Below are 15670 nucleotides of genomic sequence, written 5' to 3' on the forward strand. Positions count from 1 at the left end.
TTCAAAAAACCGTGTAATTGACTATATTTCAATAATTTCAAAGAACTATTTATCCACTTTTACGGGACAGTAGTGAGAAGCATTGAAAAATTATCCAATCAAAACGCTATTTAGATATATTACATTAAAAAAGGTCTGATAAATAAAAGAAAGTTAATGACAAGTTTTGTTTTTACACAAACAATATATATCTTTGACATCGCAAACAAACAAATAATATTAAAAAGAAAGTGATTTTATCACAAGAGTATAAAAAAAAGCACTACTTTTTTTTATCCAGAAAACTTGTAGTGTGTTTTCTTATATCAATAACTTTGAATAACACATATGCCCAGGTGCAACGCGGCAAGAAAGACGATGCGAAAGCCGAATTAATATCTTTCAAAGACCGTTGGGGTATCAAGACAAATGCTGTTGACTGGTTATTGACCGTTCCTAATATTGGCGTAGAATTTGACTTGGGCAATACCATCCGGAACAAACGTACAATCGGTGCCAATATAAAGTGGAACTGGAACACCTCGCAAAAGTACACCCCATCCCTTATTTTCAATGTATTCGATGCACGGGTAGAGTGGCGTCAGTATTTTCGCACCCGTAAAAGAGGCGGCGTCACCAAAGATGCCAATCTGATGACACGTCTCAAGGAAACCGTATTCACCACCCAGCGCAAGAATCCGCGCCAGGAACGCGCTTACTACTGGGGCGTATATGTCAACGCCGCCAGCTACAACTTTAAAATCGGTAAGGAAGGCAAGCAGGGTAACGCCTACGGAGCCGGCATCAGCGTGGGATATACCGCTCCGCTTTACGGCTACCGCAACAATTACATAGACCTGGAGTTGGGAGGTTCCGCCGGACTGCTTTACACCTCATACGATGTTTATACGCACGATGCGGAAAGCGACTGTTACCCGCGCATAGCGGAGAAATGCAAAGGCGGGCACATCGTGCCGTTCCCTCTGATAACGGATTTACGCGTAGCTTTCGTTTACCGGTTCATGTCGGCAGGCAGCAAGTATAAGGAATCGGTGTACCGCCGTGTACAGATACGCGACTTCGCCCGCCAGGCACTTAATGAAAAGATAAATAAGATGCGCGAACGCATCGACTCCATCAACAATGCGGTACGGAAACAAGGTTTCAGCCGCCCGGACAGCCTGCTTACCAAAGAAGAGCTGAAACAATGGAAGCTGATGCAGCAAGAGCGCAAGGAACTCGCTTTGAAAGAAGCTGCCGACAAACTGCGCAAACAGGTAGCCGATTCTCTGGGCATACAACTTAGCGATACACTCACTTCCGAACAGGAAAAGACCATACGCAAGGCACTGAAAGTACGTGAAGACCAATTGAAGCAGAAAGCCGAAACACAAGATTCTGCCAAACGTGGCAAACGTGCTGCCAATGCCAAGAAAGCCAAACTGCATACCAAGGAAAAGAAAGAAAAGAAAGATAAAGACTCCGGGAAAAACCGGAAAAAAGACGGAAAGCCGGAAGCGGAAGCCGCCAACAAAGAAAAGGGAGATGCTTCCGGTGAAGAAGATGATGAAAAGGAGGATAAAGGATGAAGAACAAGACACTGACATACCTTGCCCTCAGCCTGCTGTGCTGCATCTGTGCCTGCACCTCGGTAGACCTCTGTCCGGAAGCGGAACATCCGCACATCACCGACATGCGTGTACGGCTCAACTGGGGCGACATCAGCAAAGATGAGATTCCGGCAGAAATGCACATCGTAGCAAGCCGTATCATAAACACCTGGCGCACCCGCGGCATCATCAACACATCCATAGACCCTGCCACAAACAATAATATAACGCAACAGGAAACGTCTTCCGACACCCGGACAGCTTCAAATACAAAAGAAAATTCGGAAGATAACTCAATAGAGAGTCCGGAAGAAACCGCTTCTTCTTTTTACTTGCGCGGAGGTGAGTACAACATTTTTATCATCAACGAGCAGTATGCGGATGTTCCGGCACAGACAGGCGATACGGAACAGTCCCCTACTCCCATCATCAGCATAGAAAATCTGGACAATTACATCCACGACAATAAGGTAAGCGTGAAAGACCTTTATCTGCAAATCAGCAGTATGGGCAATGAAAAGCCCGACATCGTAGAGGGCAATGACCTGCCCGATTTCAATCCTGACGATGAATACCTGCAGGAAATAAAGTCGCCCATATTCTATGCGGTGCAAAAGAACATAAACATCCAAACCGGACAACCGACCATCCTGGATTTTGATATGCAACGCATCAGCCAGCGTATCAATATCGTCTTCAATATCCGCACCGAAGGAAACATAAAAAGAGAAGACCTCGCGGCGCCCATCATCGAATTGTCCGGCGCTTGCGGACGCTTCAACATCGCCGACGCCTGTCTGGACACCACCCGCCTCTACCGGATGGCACATCAGGTACAACCGGACGAGTTTACGCAAACCGGAGAGGGTACTTACCGATGCGTGGTCCATTTCCACACCCTCGGCGTCATCCCCAGCGCGGCAAAAGGACATTTCAACGGACCGGGCATCCTGCAAGTTGCCTTGCAGGTATCTACTCCCCAACTGGATTCTTCCGGTGCACCGGTAGTGGATGAGGAAGGCAATCCCGTGAAAAACAGCCGCTACATCTACGGCGCCATCAATCCCTATGACGAACTGACCGCAGCGCAGCTCATTGAAGTGCGCGACGGCAAAATATACCTGCGTTACAGCAAAGAAGATGTAAACATCGAAATCACAACGCCTTTAGTAATAAAGGCCGACCAGATAGTACCCAACGATACCGGCATGGGATGGCAACCGCACGATCCCACCAATCCGGACGATGACATAATAATAGAGATATAAAGATGAAACGCCTGACATATAGCAATAGCATGCAAAAGCGGAGACACCGGCACAAACTTATTCTGCCGTTATGGTGCATACTGCTGCTTGTTACCGGTTGCGGTAATCTGTACACCGGCGACGAGTCGCTCTATGACCCCAATCATCAGGACAACCAGGGCGACCAGACGCAACTGCCCGTCATGGTAGCATTCAGCGACCCTATATATAATGTATTGACACGCGGTGCGGGAGTGCTGGATCCCACAGACGAAACAAACTTCAGCAAACGCATAGCCGACGGCACTTTCTTCGTATACGCATTCCGGCGCGACAATCCCAACGGAATGACCTATGCCCATCGCCGGGCCGAAGATGCCGACCGGCGCTATTGCCTCATCGACGGCAGTCTGGACGAAATCTCCGCCGAAGAATGCACGGCACTGGGACTCACCGCCGAGCAATGCAAACTGCACGGCAAACGGGCGGCTTATGCAGGAAACGGCTCGTTCATCAACTGGAAAAGTTCCGGATACATCCCCTATTACAATTTGCAGGAAGAATTCGATGCCTTCAACTTCTTTGCTTATTACTACGACAATGCGCAAGTGGGCGAAGTGAAGCGCGAAGCAGACCGTATCTGTTTCGATGTCACCGTAGACGGCTCGCAAGACCTGATGTGCGCCGCTGCCGCCGACCTCAAAGCGCTGATAGAAGACGTGGAAAACGGACGAAAGATAGCTGCCGACTACAGCGAACAGGCTGCCCGTCTGAAACAGCTCGGCGCCGACGAACGTCAGCTCATGCGCAGCTGCTATTACGGCACGTACACGGCACGCCGCAACATCTGGCCCATAATCCGCATGAAGCATCAGCTTTCATACGTCAAGTTAAAATTCTATCCTGCCAGCAAAAGCACGAAAGACATCGTTTACATCACGGGTGTCTGGATAGAATGCGTCAACAAAGGCGTTTTCACTGTAGCCTCGTCCGACCCTGCAAACGTAGGCGTCCATTTCCCCACAGAGGGAGAACGGGGGAAATTACCGGCGCGTGATGCAGAGGGAAAAGAAATAGCATGGACCGATGAAGAAGGAAAATCACTCTATCCGATGCAAGTAAGGGAAGAAGATGCGGACAAGGAAGTAAACCAGCGTCCGGCAACAGACGGCGGGGTTTTCCTGCTGCCGCCGGGCAACAATGCCACGCTCCTTATAAATACGGTATATTATCCCGACGCAACCGGGAGTGAACCCTATATCACGACTTTCAGCTACGACTTAAAGGATGCCGTGTACAACAAAGACGAAAACGGCGCTTACCTCTCCAGTGGATTTATGGGCGGACGCGAATATAACATCAGCGCCTATATATACGGTCCGCAGGATATAAAGCTGAATGTACAGGCTGCCTCGTGGGTAAACGGTGGAGATATAGAGATAGGAGAAGAATAAAATTGAAACAGACAGAGATTTATATATTTTCTTTTATTAATTAAAAATTCAATGAAGTATGAAAAAGCAATTTTTCTATGCAGCAATGGCGCTCGCAGTAATGAGCAGCTGTTCAAAGGACAATGATCCGGGTATCGGTAATCCGGACGACAACAATGACAAGGCAGTGATCGCATTAGGCGTGGACGTACCCACGGTTACGGCTCTCAGCAGAGGAACCGGCTCTGTGGGCGATGTAGAAGGCGAGAACAACAAGTGGAACAGCCAACAACTGTATATCCACATGGTAGACAGAGCCACCGGCTTAGAAGCCGAAGAAGGCGCTGAAGGAGCAAAAACTCCGATTCTCGATAACGCAACTCTCCAGTTCAGAGCCCCCAAAGCAACCGAAGGCAATAACGGTGCAATCAGAATCTATAACAATTATGTAGAAGATACCGACAACGGCGTGATTCAATACAAATACTACCCGACCAACGGCACCTATACATTCTACGGTTATCATGTTGACGATGCAACCCACGATGATGCAACCATTACGGCAGATGAGAAGAAAGTGAAGAATGTAACAATCAACGGTACTCAAGACCTATTGGCAGCCAGTACCATAGATATGGCCGAGAACGATGCTTCCAATGACCAAAGTTTATATAAAGACATAGCTACCACGCTAAGCGGCGAGTGGACGGAACTTATGAAATACCAGTTCGGCGCCCGTACAGCCCGTAAAGGTATTGTTCCTGTCCTGAAATTCAACCATCAGCTGGCTCGTTTGAAGTTTTTCGTAAGGGCAGGCAGTGAAAGCGCAGCCGGCTATAAATATGAAGGCAGCAATTGGGTGGAACGCAAAAGTACTGACGGACAGGATAAGACACTCGGTATGCAAGTCACTAAGATTACCTTGAAAGACATGGTAAATGTTGTCGACATGGATCTGGCTACTACGACTTCCGCAAGAAACGGAGCCTCCACCGCTCCTTTTGTTGTATGCAGTAAAGATGCTGATAACAAAAACAAGTTAGACCCGGACAAAGGTTTAATCACTCCGGTAGTGCCCAAGTATCCTTACGGCCACGAAAATATTCCGGCAGATAGTGACCCCGACGCTAAAGGAACTCAAGTGGGTGAACCTGTTATGTTTTTCCCTAACGGAAACATCAGCTTGTCCATAGACCTTAAACAATATGTAGAAGATACAAAAGACGAAACAGACGGTGACAAGATTACATACAAAGAAGTTGAGAAGCTGGATACTCCCTTAATCATCGATCAGTCCAAGATTTCAAAAGATGTGAAAGAATTCAAGGCCGGTGCTTCTTACAACGTATACATTACAATCTATGGCTTCGAAAAGATAGAGGTTACCGCAGTGCTGACCGCATGGGAAGACGGTGGTGACATTGAAACTGACATCGAAGACGGAAAATAAGAACCGGCTCCTCTATCGGGAAATAACTCCTGAGGACAATCCAACTACCAACGGGCGGTACGAGAACTACCAACCGTTGGTACTTGAAATACCAAAGCGTGGTACAGGAGCTACCAACTGTTGGCACGGAAGCTACCAAACGTTGGTACAAGGAATACCAAAGCATGGTACCGGAAGTACCATACCGAGGAACATAGGAGAGCAACGATATGTTTAACCAATTACTCACTACAATCATGAAAAAGAATTTATGGATGCTGGCAGCCGCCCTTTGCATGACAGCCTGCTCGCAAAACGAGGATATCGTAATAGAGCAACCGGTCAGCGACAACGACTTCGAATCGCCGGACGGACGGCTAATCATCCAATTGGGTGGAATAGAGACACGTATAGGGGCCAGCGTAGGCGTAACACGCGCACCGCTGGATAAGCTATACGATGAGACCAGCGGTGCTACTACCCGATTGGGTATTTTCGCCCTTGCCACCAATGACGCTACCACCAGCACCGCCATTACCGATGCCAACAGAACCGCAGCATGGGGCGATACGGAGAACTACGGAATTCTGCTGAACAATATACAGGCAGCAGTAACCGCCTGGCCCAAGCAAGACGGCTCCGACGTAAAACCGGACGGTTTGGAGAATGACCTGGCACAGAAAATCACATTATATAAAGGCAATGCCGCAAACGGTGTGTACTACTACCCGATGCAGAAGAAATACGACTATAGCTTCTACGGCTACGCCCCTTATCAGGAAGGCCAAACCATAAGTGCCGCAAAGCCGGAAATAACATTCGCCCATTTCGACGGCTCGCAGGACATCATCTGGAACAATGCCACCGCCGGAGAGATAGCGCCAAACAGCATTTACCTGAAAAAGGATGTAAAGAACGACGCTTCCCTGACCGGCTATAAAGCCCAATACATCCGCCAGTTGAAGTATCACCACGAACTGAACCAGGCAGCCTCTGAAAAGTTACAGGACTATCCGTGGATACCCAACATCAACTTCGAGCACCAACTGGCACAGTTGCGTTTCTCCGTGATTCCCGCCACCGAGCAGTCCGAAGAGGACAGAACAGCCGTCCAAAACATGAAAGTGAAGAATATCACCATCAAAAGCCACGGCACAACGGCCACCCTCAACGTTCTGACCGGGAAACTGACCTTTACCGACAACGGTTCCCTGCTTATGCGGGAAGCCACCGACGACGGCAAAGGCAATATTACTTTTACGGACGACAATGCCGACGGAACCGTCGAAGTTTCCAAAGACATTTATGTCCAGAAATACGAAGGCGGACAATATACGCTTAACGGCATGTCAAGCGCTAACCCGCTGATACAAGGCTATCTGATGGTGAAACCGGACATGGAACAATTCCTGATGGACGTCACCATCATGGCTCCCGATGCCAGTGGAGTGCCGCAAGACCTGATTGTACGCGACATCCCCGTCAATGCTCCCGCCCCCGCCGTCGATTCAGGCAAAAGTGACAATTTGTTCTATGCCGGCTATTACTACAACGTACGTATCGGCATCTACGCCACCCAACAAATCAACGCTACCGCCACTTTAGCTACCTGGAAACCGGGCGGTGACTCCGTAGACGTACCCATAAAGTAAAGGCGGAAAGCATCCGCATAAAAACAGAAAAAGTGTAATGAGTAAAAAGAAAAACATATCGTACCTGTTCGGCCTCGCATTCCTGTTATTGGCAGGATGCGACACAGACACTGCCACAGTTCCTCTTCCCGATGACGGGGAGAGGGCTGTGGAAGTGCGGCTGAGGGCATCGGTATGCACCGTAGAGACTACCGTCGGCCGGAGCGTCATTGAAGGCACGGCCCTGAATACAGGAGATGAAATAGGTATATTTCTGATGAGAGACAGTAATTTCAGCACCCCATACTTGCAGAATCTTCCCTATCAATATGCAGAGGGCGGACAACTGAATTTGCAGCCGGAAGGAACAAAAGTGTACTACCCTGCCCGGCAGGACACGCTCTATCTGTACGGTTATTATCCTTATACGGAAACAGCCGCTGCAGATGAAAACGGTAAAGTATCCATTCCCGTTACCGCCGCTCTGGAAGCAAAGGACGCCACAGACTACCTTTACACCGGTGAGACCAAAGGCAGCAAGAAAGCGGCTGCAACCGCAGCAGGCATTGCCGTCTCCTTGAAACATGCCTTGGCACGGCTACGCCTCAACATATCCACCGACCGCCCCGAATATACGGCGGACTCATACCCGGTGTTGCAAAGCATCGGTTTTACCACCCGTGAGGGACAAACAGGGACAATGGACCTGCAAACAGGCGACATCACATCCGATAGTCCGGACACCGGTACATCCGTCAACTCCGATTATCGGAACGAAGCATCCCCGCTCAACCTTATCCCCGGAACAGCCGGCATTCAAAAGGATTATCTGCTGCTGCCATACGGGCATGAGACTATCAGTGCGCTCCGCCGCTTGACATTCAGTATAAAAGAGCCGGACGGAAGCGAAAAAGACATCGTAGTGTTCGACGAAGCCGATGCCGGTGCAAACACTCCCCCGCTAATCGTACTGGAAGCCGGCAGCATAACCACCCTCAACATCCTATATACGCAAAACATGGCTGTAAAAGCTTCCGTAAACGACTGGAACAAGGGTACAGAACATACATTTCAATAGAACGGAACTTACAAATCCCAACCAACAAAACGCTAAAAACCGATATGCCAAAAACCAATCACCATATACTCTCTTTAAGCAGCATCTTCTTTCTGCTGCTACTTTGCAGTTTCCCTACCCTGCACGCCCAGCAACTGGCAGTAAAGACCAACGGCCTGATGCTTGCCGCCATGGCTCCCAACATCGGCTGCGAATTCGTTGTGGGCGAACGGAGCAGTATCGACATCTCGGCTTTCGGCGCAGTCAACATCTACGGCAACAAAGCCAAAATGATAGGTCTTCTGCCCGAATACCGCTATTGGTTTAACGGACGCCCCATGACACGGGAATTTGTGGGAATAGCCGCTCTCGGCGTGTCCTACGACATCACATGGGGAGACCGCATCTATCAGGGCGATGCTGCCGGCGCCGGGATTACCTTCGGCTATGCGCTGAACCTGAACCGACGCCTCAACGTAGAGTTTTACGGCGGATTCGGCGCCGTGTACTTCAAGCAAAAACAATACTACAAAAACGATAACATAGAGGACTACACCGACGGAACGGCACAAGCCAACGCCAACGGTTACAAACTGCTGCCTATCAAAATAGGTGTCTCCATATCCTATATCTTCAAATAAAGAATAACCGCCATGAAAAATTTCATCATAACATCAGCCGTTTGCATTGCTATGATTTTATCTTCCGCATCAAGCATGGCGCAACAAATCACTATCGTGTCCGGCAAAGTGCTGAACCTGCCCGAAGGTGAAAAAAAGCCGCGCCCCTTCCCCATGGGAGAGACCGTGCGTATTTTTGCTTTCAATACCGTGGCCTCGGCACGCGATGCCCTGAAAGCACTTGAAACCGGCGGTGGCGGAACATTACTCTTCGACGCCGATGCCGTGGCGGGCGCCGACGGATACTATGAAATACGTGTAGCGGAAAACGGCGCGCTAATCTTTAACGTGCAAATGAAAAACGAACTGCGCGAGGTGAATTACAAACAGGAGATAAACGCCAACATCGACGGCGGCATCGCTCTTGAGGAGGTGGAAGTTGTGGCAGAAAACCCAAACCCGCAACCCCGGCCCGTAGCCGGGAAAATAGTGGGCAACAAACTGATTGTAAACAACTCGGTAGCCATTCCCAGCAATTACGGCGCGCCCAACCGCCGGCTCATCATGCAACCTTATATCATGGACTGTACCACCGAAGAGATAGTGAGCTACATGGACCCGACAGTTATGGACGGCCCCGAATACGGACTGACGCAAGACCGCCGCATGGCCTACGACATCAGGAACGACAAACTGGCTCCCTATATCAATACCCGCCGCCAACTGGATGCCACACGCTTCAACCTGGACATCAACGACTCGGTACCCGTACCCGACCCCAGACGCATTTACAGTGTATTGTCCAAAGTTATTATAGCAGACTATACCCACCCTACATACGAAGCGGAATGGAAAATGACTACCTGCAAAATAAAACGCCCGTTGCAGTTTCTGGAGTTCTCGTTCCCCGATTTTGAATTAGACCCTGATAAATACAAGGAAACGCCCCGGCGCGAACGGCGGAATACGGCAGGCAATATTTCGCTGACATTCCTTGTGGGCAAGGCCGAACTGGATCCTGCCGACTCTGCCAATGTGGTGCAGATGAACAAGTTGCAGGAAGACCTGATGAACATCGTAAACGGTGAGGGCACCACACTGAAAGAATTTAAGATAACCGGCGTATCGTCTCCCGAAGGACGCTATGCCAGCAACCTTGCGCTTGCCAAGCAACGAACGGCTTTCGCCCTACGGAAAATCACTTCGGTAATACCTGCCGCCAAATGGAGCCGGGTATACAAGCATCCTACGGAAACCCGTGTTGCCACTTGGAATGAAGTAGCCGATTTACTGGAACGGGACAGCCTCACTGCGGAAGCGCGGGAGATAAGGGAAATCATCGGGAAATATAAGAATCCGGATGCGCAGTTTGCCGCCGTATCGCGTCTGCCCTACTACTCCACCATCATCAAAGAACGGCTGCCCAAACTACGCACCGTACAGTACGAATACAAACATGAAATATTCCGTGAACTGAATCCGGATGAAATATTGGACAAATACTTGCACGACCCTCAATACGCCGACGGCAAAAAGTCGTTTACCCGATACGAGTACTGGCATTTGTTCCGGATGATAAAAGACCCGGAAGAAGCGGAGAAACTTTATCGGCGCGCTTACAGGGAAACAATGGCCTACGACACGAAAGGGAAAGAAAAACCGTGGATTCTGGCGGCAAACAACCTTGCAATAGCACTGCTACGCAGGGATACTTTCGACGTAGAGATACTGAAACCCCTGATTGACCTTAAGCGGAAAGTGAACATGGTGGACTCTTTCAATGACGGTATCAGCATAACCAAGACTGAGGTAAACCCCGAAACAATCGTCGCCAACCAGCTCGCAATGTACATACGCGCCTATAACTTTGAAGAGGCCAGCATCCTTGCCGACAAACTTCCGGATACCGAACGCTTCCAGATGATAAAGGCATTTGCCAACTGTCTGGGCGGATACTACGACTACCGGGGTGCAGCCACCGTAAAGGAGGGCGAGGAACGTAAAAAAGTATTCAAATTGGTAAAGGAGTCGTCACCGCTCAATAATATTGTAATGTGCATGGCTATGGAAACGGACAATTACAACAAAGAAGCACAGAAAGCATTGGAAGAACTGCCTGAAACGGCCATGACTAAATACATGAAACTGGTGATTTACATCCGGGAAAAGAAACTGTATGAATGGAGCTACGATAACGCCCTCGACTTTGACGAAGCCTGCAAGAAGTTGGAAGAAATCGTCAAACTGGATGAGAAATACTACAAAATAGCCGTTAACGACGGTGAAATCAGTAAGGAATTTATGGAATATTACGACCAGGGCGACTGGAAACTTTATTAAACGGATATGGAGAGTTGAACATCATGAAGAAACCACTGATTATATTGATTGTACTGCACACACTGATACCTTTTGCCTTTGCCCAACAGCAAGCGGGCAATAATCCTTCTCCGGCAACGCATCCTAAAGATACCGTCGGCATAGGATTCGATGCTACCCGGCAGATGTTCCAAAGGCGTTACCAGCATCCGGATGCAGTGCCTTTCGACACACTATGGAAAAACAATGTATATATCTCCTTGTTTGGCGGCATGGACAAAATGATTCCGCGCGGAAACACGGATTTCAACACCGGTCCCGTGGGCGGTATCGCCGCCAATTGGCAGTTCGCCCCCGCCCATGCCCTGCGTGCCTCATTGCTGGCGGGTAACTTCTCGCGCAAAATAGACAACGAAACCCTATTGCGTTTCGGACTGCAGGCGGATTATCTGCTGAATGTATCATCCTACGTCAACGGCTACAATCCCGGACGTATCTTCGAGTTCCTGACCGTAGCGGGAGTCGGCTATCAATTATCTTCACTGGCAGGCAGAGTGGAACATGTGGCCGACCTGCATTTAGGTTTCCAACTGAAACTGCACCCTACCGCACATGTGGACTTTTATCTGGAACCCCGTTTCACCATTATGAGTGACGGCATAGACCATTCCTTTCAAAAGAACTGGCATAAATATGACATGACCTACGGTGCGACCGTAGGAATGAACTACCGCCTGAAAGCATGGAAGCCCTTCGGCAAAATGCGCATACTGGAAGGCAATCATTTTTTGGACAATACCTTTCTCAGCATCGCTGCCGGCGGGCAGTTTCAAGCTTCCCGCCTGACAAGTGAAATGGGACTGACAAACTCCATCGGCCCGCACATCAGCCTGTCTGCCGGCAAATGGCTGATACCGGCATTCGGCTTACGGCTGTCGGCATTCAAATCGGCCGATACCTGGCATAAGAAAGTAATCGCCTCTTCGGCGAGTTCGGCCGGTGAAGAGTTTTATGAGATGTCCGCATACGCCGGGGGACGCCTGGAAGGTATGCTGGATGCCACTTATTTTTTTAACGGCAGGCAACTCAATCCCAAATTCTCCGTCAATGTATTGGCGGGCGGTGAACTGGGATATATTCAAAAAGAAAATGGTTATCGGCCCGCAAAAGGCGGATATACGGGATTTACAGGCGGCTTGCAATTTAAATACCGGCTTTGGGGCGATGTTTCTTTATTTGCAGAGCCACGCACCAGTCTGGCATCCTATTCATTAAAGACCAATGAAAAGGAAGAAGGCAGATACGTAGCCAAAAAGTTCACAGACAATCTGTACAGTATCAATATAGGTATAGAGATACAACGTACCGATGAAGAAAACCGTATGGCACGCTCTTTAAACCGTGATTTGTTTAAGCCTTCTTTCTTTGTAAGCGGCGCAATCGGTTTCTCCGTTCCCATACAAATGAAGCGGTATGAACCGAAACGCTACTTCGACTACATGGCCACGATAAGTGCAGGACGCATTTTCACCCCATTGTCATCACTCCGTTTAGCAGCGGATTACGGACCTCTGTCCACAGACCGGAAAGGGAAAACCTTGGAATATGATATGGCAAGCGGAAGCCTTGACTATATGCTGAACCTTACCAATCTGATGACGGGATATGACCCCGAACGCAAATACGACGTACAGCTATCTGCCGGAATAGTGGCTTCTATGCGGATGAAACATGAGAACCGCTTCTTTATCGGCGGAGAAGCGGGACTGCAAACATCTTACCGGGTGGGTCGCCGCTTCAAGGTATTCCTCGAACCCAAAATCCGCATTTATGGCAAGGAACTGCTAATACAGGATAATGTGCAGGGGAGCGACATCATGATGTCGCTAAATGCCGGAACAAGCTTTTCGTTCTAAACGGGAACAGGTTATTTCAGAAGTTCATCAATCTTCTTAACCAAAGCCGAGAACTCTTCCGGATTATAAAGGCGGGTGAGCATCACGATGCGTCCTTCCTTATCAATCAATACATTACGGGTAATACCAGCTTGGCGCAACGCATATTTGGCGAAAATATCAGCCCCCGGGTCCAATCCCAACGGATAGGTAACGCCCGTGGACTTGCCAAAAGCTATGACTTTATTCAACGGCTCGTCACGGTCGATGCCCATTAACATGAAATCCGGATCGGACTTATGCTTCTGCCATATATCCTTTTCGATAAAAGGCATCTCCTTACGGCATACACCACACCAGCTTGCCGTAAACTGCAACATAACCACCTTGCCACGGAAATCGGAAAGCGTAACGGTCCTGCCGTCTGTCAGCGTAACGGTAAAATCGGGAGCCACCTGCCCCACTTTCACAATATAACCGGTATCGTCTGCCTCTGCTTCCTGCGCCATACCTACCATGCTGCACAATGCGAATAGGCCAAGTACCAATGATCTGAGTCGCTTCATTTTTCTTTGTTTTTAAGTATTCATAAATAGATTTCCTGTCGCAAAAGAAACTAATTAGGCATAACAAAACAAATAGAGTATGAACTCTTTGCAAATATTTAACTCATACCCCACACGAAATGCGCGGATTTACACAGACAGCATCTAATGACCGTTCAGTCATTCATAAACCGTCTTGTGTAAATCCGCGCAACTTATATTCAAAGCCTTACCGCTCCGAAAACCCGTTCCTTAGATATTGGGTTTTATGTCCAACTTCACGGGCTTAATCATGTTTTCGGGCTTCAGGATAGTATCCAAATCTTCTTTGGAAAGAATGTTGTGTTCCAGAACCAGTTCATAGACACCTTTTCCCGTTGCAAGAGCTTCTTTGGCTATCTTGGTAGAATTTTTATAACCGATAACCGGATTAAGAGCCGTAACCACACCGATGCTATCGTGTACATATCTGCGGCATACTTCCTCATTAGCGGTAATACCGTCGATACAGAGTGTGCGCAGGGTATCGAATCCGTTCATCAGCAAATCGGCAGACTCAAAACAACATTGCGCCATTACGGGTTCCATTGCATTCAGCTCCATTTGAGCTGCTTCGCCACTCATAGCCACACAAAGGTCGTTGCCGATTACCTTATAGGATATCTGATTCATTACCTCAGGGATAACCGGGTTGACCTTACCCGGCATAATGGAAGACCCCGGCTGCATGGCAGGCAGATTGATTTCTCCCAATCCGCAACGCGGACCGGATGCAAGCAGACGAAGGTCATTGCATATCTTGTTCATCTTCACCGCAACTCTTCTCATAGCCGAGGAGTAGCCTACAAGGCAAGAAGTATCCGAAGTAGCTCCCACTAAGTCACCGGACAGTTTCACGTCCCATCCGGTAAGCTTCGACAAAGCCTTCACGCATTTCTCCGCATATTCCGGTTCTGCCGCAATACCCGTGCCGATGGCGGTAGCTCCCATATTGACCGTAAGGAATTCCTCCGCCGCAAAGTTCAGGTTCTTTATCTCATTGCGCAAAATGCTGGCAAATCCGTTGAATGTCTGTCCAAGAGTCATGGGCACAGCATCTTCCAACTGCGTACGTCCCATTTTAATGATGTGTTTAAACGCTTCGGCTTTGCGTTGGAACGCATTGATCAACTCCTCAAAATGTTTCATAAGTTTGAGGTGGGTATAATACATTCCTATATGTATGGCAGTAGGATAAGCGTCATTGGTGGACTGCGAGCGATTGACATGATCGTTCGGTGAGCAGTATTGGTATTCGCCGCGTTTATATCCCATGATTTCAAGCGCGCGATTAGCTATTACCTCATTGGCATTCATATTGGTAGTGGTGCCTGCTCCCCCCTGAATCATGTCTACCGGGAACTGCTCGTGGTGCTTGCCTTCGAGTATCTCCTTACAGGCTTTAAGGATAGCATCCGTTTGCTGCCCGGTAAGCAGACCAAGTTCGGAATTGGCAATGGCTGCTCCCATTTTGGTAATGGCAAGAGCGTTGATAAACAAAGGATATTCGTTCAGATGAAATTTACTGATACGGAAATTCTCGATACCTCTGAGAGTCTGTACTCCATACATGGCGCTTTCCGGTATTTCACGGCTGCCGATTAAATCGCTTTCTGTGCGAGTTTTTGTAGATAGTTCTTCTTTCATAATATATGTTTATTAACTATTTCAATAAGCGGTCATCAAAGAATAACCAAAGATAGCATAAATTGTTTTGTAAACAATAATACTTATTATTAGGTTAACAACATTTAATACAAGCCTTTTTATACACATATTACTATATATAATATCACTACTGTCCCGTAAAAGTGGATAAATAGTTCTTTGAAATTATTGAAATATAGTCAATTACACGGTTTTTTG

At 48.4% G+C, this 15670-nt stretch carries 12 protein-coding genes; 10 read left to right on the plus strand and 2 right to left on the minus strand.

Translation table 11 applies throughout. The features are described 5' to 3' along the window. The first annotated feature begins 230 nt into the window (after positions 1 to 230). The 10 genes from AB5903_RS19935 to AB5903_RS19980 are packed head-to-tail and all read left to right on the plus strand — an operon-like array spanning position 231 to position 13241. The gene (locus AB5903_RS19935; RefSeq protein WP_368118155.1) at positions 231 to 1568 is read left to right on the plus strand and encodes a DUF3575 domain-containing protein; all 1338 of its coding nucleotides are present in this window, start codon (positions 231 to 233) and stop codon (positions 1566 to 1568) included. Further along, positions 1565 to 2857 carry a hypothetical protein gene (locus AB5903_RS19940; RefSeq protein ID WP_368118157.1) on the plus strand — a complete coding sequence of 431 codons (1293 nt, stop codon included), beginning with the start codon at positions 1565 to 1567 and terminating at the stop codon, positions 2855 to 2857. The genes AB5903_RS19935 and AB5903_RS19940 overlap by 4 nt, the downstream gene beginning before the upstream one ends. A 2-nt stretch (positions 2858 to 2859) precedes the next feature. After that, positions 2860 to 4290 carry a hypothetical protein gene (locus AB5903_RS19945; RefSeq protein ID WP_229127211.1) on the plus strand — a complete coding sequence of 477 codons (1431 nt, stop codon included), beginning with the start codon at positions 2860 to 2862 and terminating at the stop codon, positions 4288 to 4290. Between the two features lie 58 nt (positions 4291 to 4348). Beyond that, positions 4349 to 5719: a fimbrillin family protein gene (locus AB5903_RS19950; RefSeq protein WP_060386236.1), complete on the plus strand. Its 1371-nt coding sequence runs from the start codon at positions 4349 to 4351 to the stop codon at positions 5717 to 5719. Further along, entirely contained in the window at positions 5691 to 5936 is a 246-nt protein-coding gene (locus tag AB5903_RS19955; protein WP_272710666.1) for a hypothetical protein, read from the plus strand. Before AB5903_RS19950 ends, AB5903_RS19955 begins: the two co-directional genes overlap by 29 nt. Positions 5937 to 5955: 19 nt before the next feature. Then, a complete protein-coding gene (locus AB5903_RS19960) occupies positions 5956 to 7350 on the plus strand; it encodes a hypothetical protein (RefSeq protein WP_272710667.1) in 1395 nt (464 codons plus the stop codon). Positions 7351 to 7387: 37 nt separating this feature from the next. After that, positions 7388 to 8407, plus strand: a complete 1020-nt coding sequence (locus AB5903_RS19965; protein ID WP_272710668.1) for a fimbrillin family protein — start codon at positions 7388 to 7390, stop codon at positions 8405 to 8407. 44 nt (positions 8408 to 8451) lie between these two features. Beyond that, entirely contained in the window at positions 8452 to 9027 is a 576-nt protein-coding gene (locus AB5903_RS19970; protein ID WP_272710669.1) for a DUF3575 domain-containing protein, read from the plus strand. 12 nt (positions 9028 to 9039) lie between these two features. Beyond that, on the plus strand, positions 9040 to 11346 hold the full coding sequence (locus tag AB5903_RS19975) for a hypothetical protein (protein ID WP_016662170.1): 2307 nt from the start codon (positions 9040 to 9042) through the stop codon (positions 11344 to 11346). Positions 11347 to 11369: 23 nt separating this feature from the next. Further along, complete coding sequence (locus tag AB5903_RS19980; protein ID WP_016662171.1) at positions 11370 to 13241, plus strand: hypothetical protein; 1872 nt, start codon at positions 11370 to 11372, stop codon at positions 13239 to 13241. Between the two features lie 11 nt (positions 13242 to 13252). Here AB5903_RS19980 and AB5903_RS19985 read toward each other — a convergent pair whose 3' ends face one another. Next, the gene (locus AB5903_RS19985) at positions 13253 to 13786 is read right to left on the minus strand and encodes a TlpA disulfide reductase family protein (protein WP_117667540.1); all 534 of its coding nucleotides are present in this window, start codon (positions 13784 to 13786) and stop codon (positions 13253 to 13255) included. 231 nt (positions 13787 to 14017) lie between these two features. Beyond that, positions 14018 to 15451 (minus strand): aspartate ammonia-lyase, encoded by a 1434-nt coding sequence (locus AB5903_RS19990; protein ID WP_005652703.1) that lies wholly within the window; start codon positions 15449 to 15451, stop codon positions 14018 to 14020. Positions 15452 to 15670 lie beyond the last annotated feature (219 nt).

Source organism: Bacteroides sp. 2201st1_D9_2201SCRN_220225 (genome assembly GCF_040928965.1).
Taxonomy (GTDB): domain Bacteria; phylum Bacteroidota; class Bacteroidia; order Bacteroidales; family Bacteroidaceae; genus Bacteroides; species Bacteroides stercoris.